Source organism: Microcoleus sp. AT9b-C3, assembly GCF_036705485.1.
Classification (GTDB): domain Bacteria; phylum Cyanobacteriota; class Cyanobacteriia; order Cyanobacteriales; family Microcoleaceae; genus Microcoleus.
The window spans coordinates 63,206-82,122 of sequence record NZ_JAUBUR010000007.1; the positions used below are offsets into that span (position 1 = coordinate 63,206).

The 18,917-nt window shown below is 47.0% G+C and carries 10 protein-coding genes and 1 tRNA gene; 3 read left to right on the top strand and 8 right to left on the bottom strand.

Features of this window, described 5'->3' with window-relative positions:
- Positions 1 to 147 precede the first annotated feature (147 nt).
- A complete protein-coding gene (locus tag QUB77_RS08850) occupies positions 148 to 1,020 on the top strand; it encodes an MBL fold metallo-hydrolase (protein WP_333171455.1) in 873 nt (290 codons plus the stop codon).
- 92 nt (positions 1,021 to 1,112) lie between these two features.
- Here QUB77_RS08850 and QUB77_RS08855 read toward each other — a convergent pair whose 3' ends face one another.
- The 3 genes from QUB77_RS08855 to gcvH all read right to left on the bottom strand — a co-directional run bounded on the left by QUB77_RS08855 (position 1,113) and on the right by gcvH (position 6,628).
- Positions 1,113 to 2,795, bottom strand: a complete 1,683-nt coding sequence (locus tag QUB77_RS08855; protein WP_333171457.1) for a glycoside hydrolase family 44 protein — start codon at positions 2,793 to 2,795, stop codon at positions 1,113 to 1,115.
- Between the two features lie 197 nt (positions 2,796 to 2,992).
- On the bottom strand, positions 2,993 to 5,944 hold the full coding sequence (gene gcvP / locus QUB77_RS08860) for an aminomethyl-transferring glycine dehydrogenase (RefSeq protein WP_333171460.1): 2,952 nt from the start codon (positions 5,942 to 5,944) through the stop codon (positions 2,993 to 2,995).
- A gap of 294 nt (positions 5,945 to 6,238) precedes the next feature.
- Positions 6,239 to 6,628, bottom strand: coding sequence for a glycine cleavage system protein GcvH (gene gcvH / locus QUB77_RS08865; RefSeq protein ID WP_333171462.1), 390 nt, complete (start codon positions 6,626 to 6,628; stop codon positions 6,239 to 6,241).
- A gap of 60 nt (positions 6,629 to 6,688) precedes the next feature.
- Here gcvH and QUB77_RS08870 point away from each other — a divergent pair, with 60 nt between their 5' ends.
- Positions 6,689 to 7,522: an alpha/beta hydrolase gene (locus QUB77_RS08870; protein WP_333171464.1), complete on the top strand. Its 834-nt coding sequence runs from the start codon at positions 6,689 to 6,691 to the stop codon at positions 7,520 to 7,522.
- 111 nt (positions 7,523 to 7,633) lie between these two features.
- On the opposite strand, the gene gcvT is transcribed toward QUB77_RS08870, so the two are convergent.
- The 3 genes from gcvT to QUB77_RS08885 form a co-directional block, all read right to left on the bottom strand.
- Positions 7,634 to 8,785 (bottom strand): glycine cleavage system aminomethyltransferase GcvT, encoded by a 1,152-nt coding sequence (gene gcvT / locus QUB77_RS08875; protein ID WP_333171466.1) that lies wholly within the window; start codon positions 8,783 to 8,785, stop codon positions 7,634 to 7,636.
- A gap of 193 nt (positions 8,786 to 8,978) precedes the next feature.
- Positions 8,979 to 9,051, bottom strand: a tRNA-Ala gene (locus QUB77_RS08880).
- 154 nt (positions 9,052 to 9,205) lie between these two features.
- Entirely contained in the window at positions 9,206 to 9,409 is a 204-nt protein-coding gene (locus QUB77_RS08885) for a hypothetical protein (RefSeq protein WP_333085722.1), read from the bottom strand.
- A 383-nt stretch (positions 9,410 to 9,792) separates the two neighbouring features.
- Between QUB77_RS08885 and QUB77_RS08890 the strand changes: the two genes are divergently transcribed.
- On the top strand, positions 9,793 to 13,176 hold the full coding sequence (locus tag QUB77_RS08890) for an Eco57I restriction-modification methylase domain-containing protein (protein ID WP_333171469.1): 3,384 nt from the start codon (positions 9,793 to 9,795) through the stop codon (positions 13,174 to 13,176).
- 225 nt (positions 13,177 to 13,401) lie between these two features.
- Here QUB77_RS08890 and QUB77_RS08895 read toward each other — a convergent pair whose 3' ends face one another.
- Together QUB77_RS08895 and QUB77_RS08900 are read right to left on the bottom strand one after the other, a co-directional pair.
- Complete coding sequence (locus QUB77_RS08895; protein ID WP_333171472.1) at positions 13,402 to 13,803, bottom strand: endonuclease domain-containing protein; 402 nt, start codon at positions 13,801 to 13,803, stop codon at positions 13,402 to 13,404.
- A gap of 201 nt (positions 13,804 to 14,004) precedes the next feature.
- A complete protein-coding gene (locus QUB77_RS08900) occupies positions 14,005 to 18,777 on the bottom strand; it encodes a glutamate synthase-related protein (RefSeq protein WP_333171475.1) in 4,773 nt (1,590 codons plus the stop codon).
- Between the last annotated feature and the right edge of the window lie 140 nt (positions 18,778 to 18,917).

Genomic DNA, 18,917 nt, shown 5'->3' on the forward strand with positions numbered 1-18,917 from the left:
CGGCGTCAACAGTCAACAGTCAACAGTCAACATCATTCCGCTGCAACCGGAATCGATATGAGACGGTTTCAACCCCCGGCGGGAGGTCACGGGTACTCGTTATAGTGAGTTACCATAGATTTATATCGGTTATTAAGAGGTATAAAAATGGCTAACATTAATCGGAGGCGTACTGAAAATATTAATGGTAACTTTTATGTAGACAATACCTGCATTGACTGTGATACTTGTCGGTGGATGGCACCTGAAGTATTTGGTCAAGCAGGAGAACAGTCTGCGGTTTACCACCAGCCAACTAATGAAACTGAAGAAATACGATCGCTCGCGGCTCTTTTGTCTTGTCCCACAAGTTCGATCGGCACTGTAGAAAAACCCAACAGGATCAAAGAAGCCCAGCAACTGTTGCCCGCACTCGTAGCAGAAAATGTCTATCACTGTGGCTACCACTCTGAGAAATCCTACGCCGCAGCCAGCTATTTAATTGTCCGCCCTGAAGGAAACATTTTAGTTGATTCTCCCCGTTTTGTGCCGCCGCTAGTTAAAAATATAGAGGCAATGGGCGGCATTCGCTATCTGTACTTGACTCACCGCGACGATGTGGCCGATCATCAACAATACCACGATCATTTTGGGTGCGATCGCATTCTCCATGCTGACGAAATTAACGCTGGTACTCGCGGTGTAGAAATTCAATTGTCAGGCAGCGAACCGCATCAAATAGCCGATGATTTGTTGATTATACCTGTGCCAGGTCACACGAAAGGTCACACAGTTTTGCTTTACAATAACAAATTTTTGTTCACCGGCGATCATCTTGCTTGGTCGGAAAGTTGGCAGCAGCTAGTTGGCTTTCACGAAGTCTGTTGGTATTCTTGGCCGGAACAAATCAAATCTATGCAGAATTTGGCTAATTACTCGTTTGAATGGGTGTTGCCGGGACACGGCCGCAGGTATAATGCCGATCGACAAACAATGAGCAATCAAATGCAAAAGTGTATTGCTTGGATGCTGGATGCTTAATAGTTTAAAACCCCTTTTATACTAGGCGGTTGAAACCAATCCTACACACACTTTCGTCCGATCAGCGGATATTTAATAAGCCAGATTGGGTATTAAGCCTTGGGAATAGCCACCAAAGTCATAGAATTAGCGGGGTAAGTTGCCTGAAATCCAGTATCACTGACAACTAAATCGCTCTGACGGACGATCGCCCCCAAATTCGCCTCGCTGTAAGTGTAAAATTGAGCTTTACCCGCAGGTTTAAATCCTTTCAAACTCAAGTTGCTGGTCAAATTTTTGTTGGTTTTATTAATAATTACCAGCGTCAGAGTACCATCACTGTTGCGCTCGGCTCCGTAGATTGACAAAAGTCCCTGATCTTGGCTAAGCGATCGCACCCAAGTATCGCCATACTTACCGCCTTTTCCGTCGTAATTCATGTACATTCGGAAAGCATAGGCCCCCGGCTCAGACGACTTCGGAGGCCCCCACAGCGTCGCTAAATCGAGTTGTTCTCGCCCAAAAATCCCCAGTACGTCGGCTTGGGCTAAGGCCCCGTTAATCGACTCCAAACCGCCCCAATTGTATTCAGTAATCGCGACTTTTGTACCTGGATAATCCTGATTTACCCACTCTCGAAACCGAGGGATAATTGTTAGCGGCGGATTGTATTTACCAATCCAACTTTCATCAGTATAGGTAGCATCCCAGAGAGAACGAGTCGATCGCAGTCGCAGCGCTTGGGTTTTGGCATCGCCGGCGGGACAATTGGCCAAACAGGTATTGTCCGCCGCCGGATAGTAGTGTTCGTCGAAATAGTCGAGAATGCGAACACCTTTTTGCTTTTCATAAGCGCGCATTTGTTGCAGGTACCAGCGCGCAAACCAGACACCGCCGTGTTTTTCGCGATCGCCCTTAACCCCCGAATCCACATATACAGGCCAGCCAAAATCCGACGGGCCGAGTACCTTAGCAGTGGGATCTGTAGCTTTTACCATTGACGCATATTGATAAGTGCGATCGCGCAATTCCTCGTAACTTGTCGCTTCTGGATGAACATCGCGGTGAGTGTTTCCCCAGCCACTTGGTTCATTGTCCATTTGATAAATTTGCACACCGCCGTTAGCAGCAGTACCGTGGGTTTTAACTAAGTGTTTAACCCAAGCTTGTTGAAAAGCTGGGTCGCTAATAATACTGACATCAAGGCGATTATTATCAGTTATCAAAGTACCGTCGGGACGCTTACCGTTACCGCACTTATCTCCTTCTGGAAAAATGTAGGGATTTGTTTTTTCTTGCGGGCCGTATTTGGCTACCCTAAACCCGCAGTTCCAAGTGCTAAATTTATTTACATAGCCAATCATCGGAATTGTAACGATGCTTTTGCTGCCGTTTTGGTCGTTGGTTTTGACAATTTTATCTATAGAATCGCCGGGAACAGGATTTTTATTGTCGCCGCCACCTACGAAAAAGAAGTCATCGCCGCTGTTGGAAGAATCGACAAGCCAATTGTAGCGACTGGTGTGATTAGCCCCCCAGCGTTCTACTGGAATTCGTAACTCTTGCGCGAGTGTACGATCGATCGCATAATCATTCATACCGTAGATGTCGGGGCTGATGGAATGTCGATCGGCTGTAACATCAACAGACAAAGCCGGGCCGATAGTTTGGGCGATCGCCATTTTGATGTAAGCTGTGGTTGCCACCACCCCCAAAGCAGCAAAAACACCTAACAATATTAGGATAATCCAACGCGGTTTATTTTCGTGAGTAAGCCACAAAAATCGTCTATTCATTTTTATTTTTCCTGGGAATTTTGGGATTTTTTTATTAAATTGTTTTCTACAGTTTCTGTAGGCTGCGCAATGCGCACCGGTGCGTTTGTGTAGCCTAGGATTTGGTGCGCATGGCGCACCTTACAGTTTTTTGGGCGGGCTAGAAGCACCCGACAAGAGTATATGTGTAAGGTGCCCATTGCCCCGCAGAGACTTATTTAACCTTGACTGTAAGCCTCCATTGGCAAACAAGAACAGACAAAATTGCGATCGCCAAACGCATTATCTATTCTGCCCACCGCCGGCCAAAACTTATGTTCGCGAGTCCAAGGTGCCGGATAAGCCGCTTGCGCGCGAGTATAAGGACGATTCCACTCATCAACCATCAGAGATTCTGCGGTGTGCGGCGCATTTTTTAAGACGTTATTTTGCGCGTCAACATTACCTTTTTCAATCTCCGCAATTTCGCCTCGAATCGCAATCATCGCATCGCAAAAACGGTCTAATTCCTGCTTCGATTCGCTTTCCGTCGGTTCCACCATTACCGTACCAGCGACCGGCCAAGAAACCGTCGGCGCGTGATAGCCGTAATCCATCAACCGTTTAGCGATATCTTCGACTTCAATAGACGCAGATTTTTTGAGCGATCGCAAATCTAGAATACACTCATGTGCCACCAAACCAGCTTTCCCTTTGTACAAAACCGGATAGTAAGATTCTAAGCGTTTTGCCATGTAATTAGCATTAAGAATTGCTACTTTTGTCGCTTCAGTTAAACCCACTCCTCCCATCATCCGAATGTACATCCAAGAAATAGGCAAAATGCTAGCACTTCCCCAAGGCGCTGCGGAAACAGCACCAACTGATATTTGTTGACTGTTGACTGTTGACTGTTGACTGTTAAGAATAGAATGACTGGGCAAAAATTCTACTAAATGAGACATTACCCCAATCGGCCCCATTCCCGGCCCGCCGCCACCGTGAGGAATACAGAAAGTTTTGTGCAGATTCAAGTGGCAAACATCAGCGCCAAAATCAGCGGGGCGGCACAAACCAACTTGAGCATTCATATTCGCGCCGTCCATATAAACTTGTCCGCCGCAGTTGTGGACTATCTCGCAAATCTCTTTAATTTCTTCCTCAAAAACGCCGTGAGTTGATGGATATGTCACCATCAAAGCCGCAAGTTCATTTTTGTGTTTTTCTGCTTTTTTATGTAAGTCAGCAACATCAATATTGCCCTGAGAATCGCACTCGACAGCAACTACTTTCATCCCCGCCATCACCGCGCTAGCCGGATTTGTACCGTGGGCTGACTGGGGAATCAAACAGATATTTCGGTGAGGTTCACCTCGGTGTTCGTGGTATTGACGAATAACTAACAAGCCCGCGTATTCGCCTTGGGAACCTGCGTTTGGCTGCAAAGAAATTCCCGCAAAACCTGTGATTTCTGCCAGCCACTGTTCTAGTTGCACGAACATCATTTGATAGCCGCGAGTTTGATCGTGGGGTGCAAAGGGATGTATCTTGCCAAATTCCGCCCAAGTCACTGGCATCATCTCTGCTGTCGCATTCAATTTCATTGTGCAAGAACCCAAGGGAATCATCGATGTATTTAGCGATAAATCTTTGGCTTCTAAACGGTGCAAATACCGCAAAAGTTCAGTTTCTGAATGATAGCTGTTGAAAACTGGATGGGAGAGATAGCTGCTGGTGCGATCGCAAAAATCTGGTAATGTCAGATATAAACTCAATGCGTCTGCATCCAGCGGAATGTTGAGAGCATTCTGCCCGTCTGCCCTGATATAATCTTTATCCTGTGCAAAAATTTTCCACAACTCTTGCACATCTTCAACAGTGACAGTTTCATCTAAAGTGATTCCCACTGTCGAATCATCGAAAATTCGGAGATTAATTTTGCGAACTTTAGCAGCTTCTAGAATTTCTGATAGCGGTTTATCTCCCAATTCTACCCGCAAAGTATCGAAGAAATGTTGAGAACCAATTTTGTATCCGAAACTTCTTAAACCGGATGCCAAAAGTGCCGTTAAACTCCATACTTTCTCAGCAATGTCTTTCAGTCCAGACGGGCCGTGATAAACAGCATACATACTCGCCATCACTGCCAGCAAAACTTGAGCAGTACAAATATTGCTGGTTGCTTTTTCGCGGCGGATGTGCTGTTCGCGAGTTTGCAAAGCCAAACGCAAAGCAGATTTGCCGTTTGCATCTTTAGAAACTCCAACAATTCGCCCCGGAACTTGCCGTTTAAACTCTTCTCGCGTGGCGAAATAGGCTGCGTGGGGCCCTCCGAATCCCATCGGAACTCCGAAGCGCTGAGTGCTTCCTACGGCTATATCCGCGCCGAATTCGCCGGGGGGTGTCAGCAAGCAAAGGCTCAAAATGTCGGCGGCTACTGTGACTAATGCGCCGACTTCGTGTGCCGATCGAATAAAATCGGTATAGTCGTAAATTGCGCCGTCTGTGGCGGGGTATTGCAGGAGAGCGCCGAAGATTGTACGATCGAACTCAAAGCTTTGATGGTCGCCGACAATTACCTCAATTCCCAACGGCTTAGCGCGAGTTTGCACCACTTCAATAGTTTGAGGGTGGCAATCTTGGGAAACAAAAAACGCTTTTGCCCCCTTTTTGCTGGCGCCGTAACTCACCGCCATCGCTTCCGCCGCCGCAGTCCCTTCATCCAGCAAAGAAGCGTTGGCAATTTCCAAACCCGTGAGGTCAATTATCATGGTTTGGAAGTTCAGTAAAGCTTCCAATCGCCCTTGAGCAATTTCGGCTTGATAGGGAGTGTAAGCTGTATACCAGCCGGGATTTTCTAGGATATTCCGCTGGATAACGGGGGGTGTGATGCAGTCGTGATATCCAGTCCCGATGTACGATCGAAATACCTGATTTTTTGCCGCAATTTCTTTCAATTCTGCCAAAGCGCTGTACTCGCTTTGCGCTGCGGGAAGTTGTAGGGGTGCAGAAATGCGAATCGCCGCTGGAACCGTTTTGTCAATCAACTCATCGAGGCTGGAAATGCCCAAAACATTGAGCATTTGCTGGATTTCGCTGGGTGTCGGGCCAATGTGCCGGCCCGCAAAACCATTGATGGAGGAAAGGTTTTGCTGCTGACTGGGTTCAACTTGAGGGCTGTAGAGTACCAAGGCGGATTCTCCTGAATAGACTTTTGCTTCTTTGTTTGTAACATTTTGCTAAGAAAACCAGGAAGATTTTCTGCGTCTATCAAAGTGCGACAGTCCGACAGGGGTTGAAACCCCTGTCTCATAGCTAAAGTCGTCTGAAGACGACTGTAGATTAAGGCGCACTTATCGCCACTCCGCGCGCAACTGGTTAGTATTTCAGTCGTCTAAAGACGACTTGTGCTAAAAGCCCCGTGGGTTTCAACCCCTGGCGGATTGTGGAGGAATCAACGAGCCCCATGCCCTATGCCCTATTCCCTATGCCCCTTCGACCATTTGGCGATACTTCTCGGCGGATAAAGCGTCATCGACTTCGCTGGTGTTGTCAACGCGCACTTTCAGCAGCCACCCGTCCCTGTAGGGGTCTTCGGCTAAATTTTCGGGAGACTCTACAATGTCATCATTGCGTTCTACGACGATACCGGTAACTGGTGCTTTCAAGTCTTCAACCGCTTTGACTGATTCGACTGTACCGAAAGCTTCGCCCTTTTCCAACCCTGCACCGACTTCTGGTAAATCTAGAAAAACGATATCGCCGAGTTGGTCAACTGCAAAGGCACTAATGCCGATGGTGGCAATTTCGCCTTCGAGTCGAATGTATTCGTGAGTGTCTAGGTATTTCAGGTCATCGGGGTATGTTAGTGCCATGTCTTTTCTCGCAATAAAGAAAGTATCAAGTAAATCTTAGTGAACTATGAGCATTTATTGATGGCTAACTGGAACAAAAAAAATATTAAACGCTTGCTTTTTGGAGAATTTTCTGTCAAAAGACTGATGCACTCTATAATTTTTATTTACGCATTTCTGTGTTTTTACGGTTTCTTTTTTTCAGAACGACTAATTTTTCAACCTCCCGCATCTAGTCTGAGTGATAGCAGGGAAGTTATCAAAGTTGGCTCAGCTAATGGCGTGAAAATTTCTACTGTTCATTTTCCTAACCCGCAAGCTAAATATACCATACTTTACAGTCACGGAAATGCGGAAGACTTGGAGGGGATTTTGTGGCTACTCAGAGAGATTCGAGATAGCGGGTTTGCTGTGTTTGCCTATGATTATCAAGGTTACGGCACGAGTCTGGGAAATCCTTCTGAGTATAATACTTATCGTGATATTGATGCTGTTTACAATTATTTAACGCAACAGTTGGGAGTACCTGCAAAGCAAATTATTCTTTACGGCCGTTCTGTGGGCGGTGGGCCGGCAATTGATTTGGCGTCGCGGCAAAAAGTCGGCGGTTTGGTGGTTGAAAATTCCTTTGTTTCGGCTTTTCGGGTGTTGACGCGGATTCCTATTTTACCCTTTGATAAGTTTGTGAATATTGATAAGATTGGCAAAGTTCGATCGCCTGTTTTGGTGATTCACGGTAAGGCTGATGAGGTGGTGCATTTTTGGCATGGAGAGGAGTTGTTTGCAGCGGCGAAGCAGCCGAAATTAAATTTTTGGGTTGATGGGGCCGGTCATAATGATTTGATGGATGTGGCGGGCGATCGCTATGCTGAAACTTTGCGACAATTTGCTAAGCTAGTAGATGAATCTTCTTGACCGCAATTATGAGCAACGGGCTAGAAGCCCGTTCCACAACAAATACACTTACACTTCCTTGTAAGCCGTTGCTATGAGCAACGCCCCTGAATTAATGCTCGCCTACTTAATTTAACTAGGTCTGTTTGGCGATCGATAAAATGGTTTTTTCACCACACTAGCCGGATAGTTTTTCCCGCGAATCTGGATTTCTAATTCCTGACCTATTTTCGCTAATTTTGCCGGAACAACCGCTAGGGCTACTGCCCGATTCAATGTAGGCGATAATGTACCGCTAGTAACTTCTCCTACTGTTTCGCCTTCAAATATTACCGGATAGCCGTGGCGCGCAATGTGCCGCCCCTGCATTTCTAAACCTACCAACCGCTTTGATACTCCACTCGCTTTTTGCTGTTCCAAAACCTCCCGCCCAATAAAATCGCCTTTGGTGTCGAGGTGAACAACCCAACCCAATCCAGCCTCTAAAGGCGTGATATTGTCGTCGATATCTTGACCGTAAAGAGCCATTGCTGCTTCTAAACGCAAGGTATCTCTAGCACCCAAACCGCAGGGAACAACGCCAGCCTCTAACAATTTTCGCCACAGTTCTTTTCCTACTTCGGCATCCACCATGATTTCAAACCCATCTTCGCCGGTGTAACCTGTTCTGGCGATAAAACTCTGCTGTCCCAACAGATTTGTTTCTAAGTGACCGAATGCCTTAATTTGTGCGAGGTTGTCTTCCACAAAAGGCTGGAGATAGTTAACAGCTTCCGGTCCTTGAATTGCAATTAAAACTTTATCTTCGGAGAGGTCGGTAAAACTGAGTTCGCTCAATTCTAAGTGAGTGGTGATCCATGCTTTGTCTGCGAGGCGAGTGGCGGCGTTGACAATGATTACTGCACGTTCTTCGCCAGTGGTGGCATCTGGTTCTTGGCAGTAGAAAATAATGTCGTCTAAGATGCCGCCTTTGGCATTTAGCAAGACTGTATATTGAGCTTGACCGGGTTGCAAGCGGCTCAAGTCTGAGGGTACTAAGGGTTGAAATTTTTCTATTATTTGTTTCCCTCTCAAACCAAATTTTCCCATGTGGGAAATGTCGAACATTCCTGCTTGCTGGCGTACTGCTTGGTGTTCGCTGCTGATGCCTGCGTACTGCACCGCCATCTCCCACCCGGAAAAGGGCACCATTCGGGCTTTGAGTTGTAATGATAGGTCGTACAGAGGCGTGCGGGCAAGTTGGCTCGGACTCTCTGGATTGCTGGATTCAGTTGACTTTGCCACAGGTAGCGCTTTGGTTGCGGGTAGACTGTTTTGATTTTACGGGAAAATTGGTTTTCGCGGTGTGTAGCCCGATCGAATTTAACGACACGCCAATGCTGTTTAGGTACAAGTCGCGATCGAATTTAAGCACGCGGTGGTAATGTTTGGGTACAAATTAGGATAAAGCAGTGCTGTTTCCCTACTGTAATTTTTATGGAGAATAGCGGGCTCGAACCGCTGACCCCTACAATGCCATTGTAGTGCTCTACCAACTGAGCTAATTCCCCTTTCTTTTCGCGCTCTCAATCATGCCTTAACTGACCAATATTTGTCAAGCTTTTTGGGGAAATTAGTTTTTATCCCTTGCTGGGCAAGGCTTTGGGCTTTTTTGTTCACAAAACTCTCCTCGCTTCTGGACAATGGTCAATCCCCTACTATCATTTAGTAAGTGTGTTGGGATATTTCGGTCAAATGGCTCAAACAAGACCCCATGAGGAAGTACACGACTAGCAGAGCGGCGGCTGATACCGCAACTAGGGTGCCGGCTAGCATTAGTGAAAATTCCCGTTGCGCGATCGCCTCTTGCATTAAGTGCAAAGACCAGGCAACGAGGGCAACGTCAATTATTAAAATAGGAACCAGCATAAGTTACGATTTGTAACAGCTTACCTATTGTAACAAAACTTTTCGCTCCGTGCAGATCAGCTCACCTGTATTTAACTTTTGCTGTAAAACCGGAAGGGAGCAGCGGAAACGCACTGAGAAAAACTTATAGCTTTTATTAATAATTACAATATGCAAAGTAAATGAGAGCTAGCTCAGCTTTAGTGGTGGCGCTTTTGACTCTTGAGCGATCGATTAACAGCCGGATAGCTGCGCTTCACACGCTTTTTTGAGGGGGGTAGGGTGCGTTCGCGAAGCCCTTGAAGAGGCTCGACATTTGAGTCTCACTGATTTGATAGCAGAAGGTCTGAGCCACTGTTGCACTTGAATGCTGTAAAATTAACTTGATTAATCTGCTTGAAAAGATGACAAATCGCTCTAGTCGCGCCCTTTTTCACAGCAAAACACTCAACACTGCTTTGCGTGCTTTTAGCTTTCCGCAAGATATGGAAGTGCGCCACCAAAAATTGGGAAGGTGGATTGCTGCACTTAAAACGGGTACGTTAGACGAAGTTAAAGAAGTTTCGCTGCACGGCAGTTTTATTAATGATATTTTTCAGGATATTTTGGGATATTGCTCGGTAATTCAAGGTGCGGGGAAAGCTTGGGAAATTAACGCGGAACAAACGATATCTGATGGCGGCGGTGCTGCTGACGGGGCGATCGGCTTTTTTACTGCTGCTGGCAATCCTAAAGGCAAAGCCGTGTCCCTGCAAGGTAAAGTGATTGCTCCGATCGAACTCAAGGGAGCGAAAAATGATTTAGACCGTCCCGCATCTGGGCGAACCGAATCAGCAGTTGACCAAGGTTGGCGCTACGCTAATTATACACCAGATTGTCGCTGGATTATTGTCTCAAATTATCGAGAGCTGCGACTTTATCATACAAATAAAACTCCCGCTTATTACGAACAATTTTTTCTGACTGACTTGGCGGATATTGCAGCTTTTAAGCGGTTTTACTTTCTGCTGTGTCGCCGCAATTTTTTGCCTCAAAACCAAGCTCAAACAGTTTCTGTTATTGACAGACTGTTAAAAGACTCTGACGAAGCTCAAGAGGAAATTACCAATAAATTATATCAAGAATACAAAGCAATTCGACTGGCTCTCGTCAAGCATTTTCGCTTTTCGGGGTCGCAGGATATCCCCAACCGCGATCGCGTACTCATCGAAAAAGCTCAAAAAACTTTAGACCGCGTTTTATTCATTGCTTTTTGTGAAGATAAAGGGTTGCTACCGCGAAACACCCTCAGCAACGCTCACGACCACAAAGACCAATACAATCCTAGATTAATTTGGGAAAATTATCAATCTGTATTTCGCTGGGTTGATGTCGGAAATGATGACCCTTCTGTACCGGGATACAACGGCGGTTTATTTAAATTCGATCCGGTTTTAGACGCACAATTGACAGTGCCAAATCCCTTATGCAGTCAGCTTAAGAATTTGACGCGATTTGATTTTGATACCGAAGTTTCCGTCGATATTTTGGGGCATATCTTCGAGCAGTCTGTTACAGATTTGGAAGAATTAAATGCTGAAACTACCGGACAGGAATACAATCAGAAAAAAGGCAAGAGGAAAACTCATGGTGTGTTTTACACGCGAGCTTTTATTACTCAGTATATTGTCGAGGTTTCTCTCGGCGGTTATTTGCAGCGGCGAGAGAAAGAATTGCGCGATTTGTTCCTAATGGGCGAAGTGGCTGAAGTGTCGGTTCAGCCACCAAAGAAAACTGCAATTAAGTTTTGGAAAGCGTATCGAGACGAAGTGCTGCAAAAAACGCGCGTCATCGATCCGGCGTGCGGTTCGGGAGCTTTTTTGATTGCGGCTTTTGATTATTTAATGCAGCAGTACGAAAGAGTCGATCGAGAATTGAATGCTTTGGGCTGTAAGCCAAAAAACGGCAACTCGCTGGAATTTGACAGAAGCATTTTAAGCAACAACCTGTACGGCGTAGATTTGCTGCCAGAATCGGCGGAAATTACCAAACTTTCTCTGTGGTTGAAGACAGCGGAACCGGGTAAAACGCTGACTTATTTGGATGATAATATTAAAGCGGGAAACTCGATCGTTGCTGACAGTAATATAGCAGATACAGCGTTTGATTGGCAAGCTAAATTTTCCCAAATTTTTGCTGATGGCGGTTTTGATGTTGTCCTTGGCAATCCGCCTTACGTGCGGCAGGAGTTGCTATCTCCAATTAAACCATACTTGCAAGCAAATTATGAATCCTATAACGGCGTAGCAGACCTTTATACTTACTTTTATGAACTTGGGTTAAAGATTCTCAAACCGGGGGGTGTGCTTTCGTATATTGTCACAAATAAATGGCTGCGATCTGGATACGGCGAACCTCTACGCAAGTTTTTTGCCAGTCAAGGTTTACTAGAGCAAATTATTGATTTTGGATACGCTCCAATTTTTGAAGATGCTGATACTTTTCCCTGTATTGTCGCAGTCAGAAAACCTAACGCTTCTCTATGTATCTCTGAAACTGAAAGCGAGATAGAGCCAGGTAAATATGAACCTAATTCGTCTGTGATTGTTTGTCCGGTTCCGCGCGAGGAACTTGCTAATATCAACCTTACACAATACGTTCAACAACACGGCTATCAAATTTCGCGCGATCGTTTTACTGCGAATGCTTGGAGTCTGGAACCTCCTGCTGTTGATGATTTGATGCAAAAAATTCAACGAGTGGGTGTTCCGCTTAAAGATTTTGCAGGGGTTAAGCCTTTATATGGCATAAAAACAGGATTTAACGAAGCTTTTTTGATTGATGAAGCTACTAAAAATAGTCTCGTTCAAGCAGACCCTAAATCCGCTGAAATTATCAAGCCTTATTTACGAGGTCAAGATATTAAGCGCTGGAGTCCAGAGTGGGCAAATCTTTGGGTTATTTTGCTGAAGTCTAGCAGCGATAGTGTATGGCCGTGGAGTAAAGCAAACGATAAAGCAGAGGAAGTATTTGCACAAACCTTTCCATCGGTATATAAGTATATGAAGCCGATGCAAGAAAAACTGTCTAAGCGTTCCGACCAAGGGCGTTACTGGTGGGAACTGCGTAGCTGTGCTTACTATAACGTCTTTCAAGAACCCAAAATTATCACTCAAGATTTGGCTACTTATTCTTGGTTTTGCTTCGTCTCTCAAGAGATATACCCAGTGAATACTTGCTATCTATGGCCAACAGGAAATTTTTATATGCTTGGGTGGCTGTGTTCGCCAATAACTTGGTGGATTTGTCACCACACTTTGCAAAAAGGAATTAATGACACACTACGAATGTTTAGAGAACAGGTAGAAACTTTACCCATCGCACCACCAACCGACTCAATTCGTGCTGAGGTAGAATTAATTGTCAGCCGCTTAATTGAAATCGCCAAAACTAATCAAGAAACTCACCGAGATGTGTTGCATTGGCTGGAAATCACTTATTTAATTGATAAAGTCGGACAAAAACTCGAAGATTTTTCTGCCCTTTCCTTTGCTGATTTCGTAGCAGAAATCAGAAAGCGAATGCCGAAAACTAAATCCTCCGATCCTCTCGGCGTTGCTGGACTAAAAGCAGTCCGCGAAACTTATAATGAATATGCACCGGCCATTCAATCTCGCAAAGCTGAGGCGTTGAGACTCGAACACCATTTATCTGACTTAGTTAATCAAGCTTACGGATTGACACCGGAAGAAATAGATTTGATGTGGAAAACAGCACCTCCGCGAATGCCGATCGCCCGACCGATTTGATCTAATATTAGAGCAGTGTTTATCGTCTTTGGAAATGTTGGAATCACAATTTTTGCGCGACAAATTATGCAATTTTTCCAGGATTTAAAGGTGAATAATTGACCTTTGAGGTAATTTTTTATTTCCTGTCGTCTTGCTCCCCCCCTTAGCAAGGGGGGGCTGGGGGGTAAAACACCTAATGCTCTGAGGGATTTAATCTCATGTTATCTTATCTTGCTCCCCCCCTTAGCAAGGGGGGGCTGGGGGGGGTAAAACACCTAATACTCTCAGCGATTTAATCCCATCTACAATCACATCGAGAACCCCATCCAAATTATGATAAACATCATCATTTGTAAACCTCAAAAAATTAATCCTTGCTGATTCAATAAATTCTTGCCTTGCTGCATCATATTCTATCGCACCTTCTTCAAAATGACTATCACCGTCAACTTCTAGTGCTAACTTGATTTCCGGTGAGTAGAAATCTATCACAAATTCTGCTACGCTGTACTGTCTGCGAAATTTACAATTTTCAAGCTGTCTGCCTTTGATTTTGTCCCAGAGACGTTTTTCAGCTTTTGTCATTTCTCTGCGTAGCCGCTGTCGCTTGAGTTTTTCTGAGGTTTTGTTGTAAAGTTTTGTCATTGTTTTATTTGGGTTTTTTCGTTGTTGCTTGGCCTTTTTTACCCCCCCCAGCCCCCCCTTGCTAAGGGGGGGAGCAAGAGGTTTTTTTGAGGTTTTGTGCAAAACTCGATTTCTGACTATCCATGTGTAATATAAGTCCGGTAGATGCAAAAAAGGGGCAATTCGCATTGCCCCTCATCTATTATTTAACCAGCTACAACATTAAACTTCCACAGCAATCTTTTGTTCCGACGCCTCCGGGGAATTCGCTTCACTCGGCGGCACAACTTGCCAGAACTTAGGCAAATATTCCGACCAATTTGCTAAAATCTTTTCAGCTTTCTTGCTGCCCGTTCGATCGCGCTGAGCCTCAATCAACTCCTTCAATTGCGCCTCCCCAGCCGCCGTACAAACGCGCTGCATCTTCACAATCTCCCCGTTGACATGAGCCGGGAAACTGCCATCTTCATCGAGGAAATAAGCCAAGCCGCCAGTCATTCCAGCGCCGACGTTGCGGCCGACTTTTCCTAACACGACAATTACGCCGCCAGTCATGTACTCGCAGCAGTGATCGCCCGCACCTTCAATGACTGCTTTCGCCATCGAGTTACGCACCGCAAACCGTTCGCCAGCTTTACCCGCAGCCAACAGAGTTCCCCCCGTCGCACCGTACAAACAAGTGTTACCGACGATCGCATTTTCGGAAGCATCATAAGTCGCACCAGCCGGGGGTGCGATCGCGATTTCGCCGCCGTGCATCCCTTTACCAACGTAGTCATTGGCTTGGCCTGACAGTACCAGCGTCATCCCCGGCAAATTGAACGCGCCGAAGCTTTGGCCCGCGCTACCAGTGAAGTTGAGGGTGATGTGACCGCTAAAGCCGGTGTTGCCGTGTTGCTGTGCGATCGCACCTGCTAAACGTGCGCCTACAGTGCGATCGGTATTCACCAATTTTACATTCTTGCTAACAGTGCCGTGATTGGCGATCGCACTTTGAATCTCAGTATCCGCCAGCAATTCATCGTCTAACACTGGCCCGTTGGTGTGTACGTCGCCGTGGATCAAGAAAGATCGATCGCTCTTAGTATCCGGTAACTTCGTCAAACAATCCAAATTAATCGCTTGAGTTTTAGTTAGTTTCACCCCATCGCGCATTTTCAGCAAATCCGCGCGGCCGATGATATCTGCGATCGACTTATAACCCAATTTCGCCAGCAAACTCCGCACTTCTTGCGCTACGAAATAGAAGAAATTAACAACGTGTTCCGGCGTTCCGGGGAACCGTTTCCGCAAGTGTTCTTGTTGAGTTGTCACGCCCACTGGACAACTATTCATGTGGCAAACGCGAGCCATAATACAGCCTTCTGCAATCATTGCCACCGTGCCGAAACCGTACTCTTCGCCGCCCATCAAAGCGCCTACAATCACGTCCCAGCCGCTTTTAAAGCCACCGTCAACGCGCAGCAAAACTCGATCGCGCAATTTATTTTCCATTAGCACCCGGTGAACTTCTGTCAATCCGAGTTCCCACGGAGAACCTGCGTGCTTAATCGAACTCAGTGGCGAAGCACCGGTGCCGCCATCGTGGCCGGAAATTTGAATCACATCAGCATTTGCCTTGGCGACACCAGCGGCTACAGTCCCGATGCCGACTTCCGACACCAACTTCACCGAAACTCCTGCTTTCGGATTGATTTGGTGCAAGTCAAAAATCAACTGCGCCAAATCCTCGATCGAATAAATGTCGTGGTGAGGAGGAGGCGAAATCAGCGTCACACCAGGTTTCGACCGGCGCAAATAAGCAATGTACTCGCTCACTTTCGCCCCTGGCAATTGACCGCCTTCACCCGGTTTCGCACCTTGTGCGATCTTAATTTCGATTTGTTCGGCGTTCATCAGATACTCAGGAGTCACCCCGAAGCGTCCCGAAGCTACTTGTTTGATGGATGAAGAAGCTGTATCGCCGTTCTGCAAACCTTTCAAGTGAGGTAGCGTTTGTGAGAAACCCGCCTCGCTCACATCGTTTAGCACTTTGTAGCGCACCGGATCTTCGCCGCCTTCGCCGGAGTTGGATTTGCCGCCGATGCGGTTCATCGCAATCGCTAGCGTTTCGTGGGCTTCCGGGGACAAAGCGCCGAGGGACATACCGCCGGTGGCGAAGCGCTTGACAATATCTGCTACAGATTCTACATCTTCGATGGCAATGGAAGGGCGATCGCTCACAAAATCCAGCAAATCCCGCAAAGCCGTTACTGGGCGGTTTTCGAGCAGTTTCTTGTAAACCTCGTAGTGATCGTAAGCCGTTTCAGAATTTTTGGAACCAATTGGTTCCATTTTTGGTTCGCCCCCATTGCCGTTACCGTTGCTTCCTTCTTCCTCTTCCCTTCTTCCTTCTTCCTTCTTCCTTCTTCCTTCATTAAAAGTAGTCACAGCCTTGTGCAAAGCCTTCGCCATTTCCGGGCTGTTCATGTGATATTCACCGCCCCGGCGGTACTGCACGAAGCCGAAGTTTTCCAGCTTTTTCAGAACCAATTCTGGGAAAGCCTGACTGTGGAAAGACATTACCTCGTTAGCCAGTTCCGCCACACTCAAACCGCCGATCCGAGAAACAGTGCCTTTGAAACCCAAATCGAGCAAATCGCCGCCAATGCCGATCGCCTCAAAGATTTGCGCCCCCTGATAGCTAGCCAGCAGCGAAATCCCCATTTTCGACATAATCTTCAGCAAGCCGTTTTCCACCGCTGTGCGGTATCTAGCTTGAGCCTGTGTCACGGTAATATTGGGAACTTTGCCGTGCTGCATCAAATTTTGAGTCTTGGCGTCAGACCACCAGGCGCGCACGCTTTCCAATGCCAAGTAAGGGCAAACAGCCACCGCCCCGTAACCCAGCAAACAAGCGAAGTGGTGAGTGCTCCAACATTGGGCGGTATCGACAACTAGGGAAGTTTGCATCCGCAGGCCGACGCTAATTAAGTGGTGGTGAACCGCGCCAACTGCTAGGAAAGGCGGAATATAAGTGCATTCTGCACTCAATCCACCAGTAGATACATTGCCTTCTTTCTTCAAAAGTCGATCGCTCAAAATCAGAATTCTCGAACCCTCGCGCACCGCTTGAGCCGCCTCTTGACAAAGTTGCTCGACTGCGGTTTTCAAACCGCTAGGCCCGGCCGCAATTTTGTAAAGCGTTGACAATTCGGTAGCTGGGAAAGACTTTTGCTCTTTCAAGAAAGACAGTTCAGCGTCGTTGAGTACGGGGGAATCAATTTTTAGCCGCTTGGCATTTTCTGGTACTGCTTGCAGTAAATTGCCCCGCAGGCCAACATTCATCGTCAGCGACATCACCATCCCCTCGCGCAGGGGGTCGATCGGCGGATTTGTCACTTGAGCGAACCGCTGTTTGAAATAGTTGTACAGCAACTGAGGCTTTTCTGACAACACAGCCAAGGGAACGTCGTCTCCCATGCAGAAAGTCGGTTCTTTCCCAGAACTCGCCATCTCGACGATCACCATGTCCAAATCTTCGGCTGTATAACCGAAAGCAGTTTGGGTTGCTAACAGGGTTTGCGAGTCGAGGGTTGGGGTTTCGGCAAAAGGCTGCGGTTCCAAGGTTTCGCGGTTTTGTTTCAGCCATTCGCCGTAGGGATGCCGCTTAGCAATTCGCTGTTTGAGTTGCCAATTTTTGAGAATTTCTTGAGTTTGCAGGTCAACTGCAATCATTTGTCCTGGCCCCAAACGGCCTTTTTCGACAATATCTGCTTCGGGAATATCGACAACTCCGGCTTCGGAAGCCACAATTACCAAACCGTCTTTAGTAATGCAGTAGCGGGCCGGCCGCAAACCGTTGCGATCGAGCGTAGCACCTACTTGTTTGCCGTCGCTGAACACCAGCAGTGCGGGGCCGTCCCAAGGTTCTTGAATGCCGCTGTAATATTCGTAAAAATCGACAATTTCTGGATAAGGAGCCAAATCCGGCTGATTTTTGTAGGCTTCGGGCACCAGAATTGTCAGGGATTCTAGGGGGGTGCGACCGGAGTGCACCAACAATTCCATCACGTTGTCCAAGTTTGCCGAATCGCTGCTTTCGGGATTGACAATTGGGTTAAACGTGTCGATATCAGCTTGACTCCAATTCGGGTGAGCTAAATTGGCTTGCCGCGCCTTCATCCAGGTAATATTGCCCAACAGCGTGTTAATTTCCCCGTTGTGTCCCAGCAAGCGCATGGGCTGGGCTAAGTGCCAGCGGGGCATGGTGTTGGTGCTGAAGCGCCGGTGATAGACGGCAAAGGAGCTTTTATAAGCGGGATTTTTCAGGTCTGGGTAAAATTCTGCCAGTACGGCCGATCGCACCATGCCTTTATAGACGATCGTGCGGCAGGAGAAAGAGCAAGTATAAAAGTCTTGGCGGGTGAAGTTGGGGCGATTTGACAGCGCGTGTCCGATCGTGCGGCGCGCCAGAAATAGGTGTCTGTCGAGTTCGTCTCCGGCTAAGTGCGGTGAACTGACAATTACTTGTTCGATTTGAGGTTGATTTTCTAGCGCTTGCTCGCCCAAAACCGACGGTACAATGGGAACTTTGCGCCATCCCACCACTGTCAGCCCGCGATCGGTCAGAACTTGCTCAACCACCTGCCGCGCTATAGTCGCTTGAAATTTATCTTGAGACAGAAACAGCATTCCCACGCCGCAGTTTTCCCGTGCGGGAGGCACAATTCCCTGTTCGGCAAACCAAGTATCTAGCAATTCCCAAGGAATCGCGGTCATTAAACCCGCACCGTCGCCGGAATCTTGGTCCGCGCTGCAACCGCCGCGATGTTCTAGACAAGTTAAAGCTGGGAGCGCTTTCTCAATAATCGAGTGGGTGGCTTCACCGCTTTGGTTGGCAATAAAGCCCACACCGCAGGCATCTCTTTCTTCCACTAACCAGCTTTGGCCGGCGAATGGAGTTCCTCGCTCAGTCTGATGCACGTTTCTGTTTGGATCGATCGTGTTACCCATGTTGATTGAATGTTATTTCCGTGATTGTGTGGTGGATTCGTTTTTATAGCTCGGAGAGAGAAGGCTGCCGAGCGGTGGGAGCCTAGTAAACTTTAAGACAGCAGATTGGAAGCTGATTTGATAAAAATTTACGTCTATGC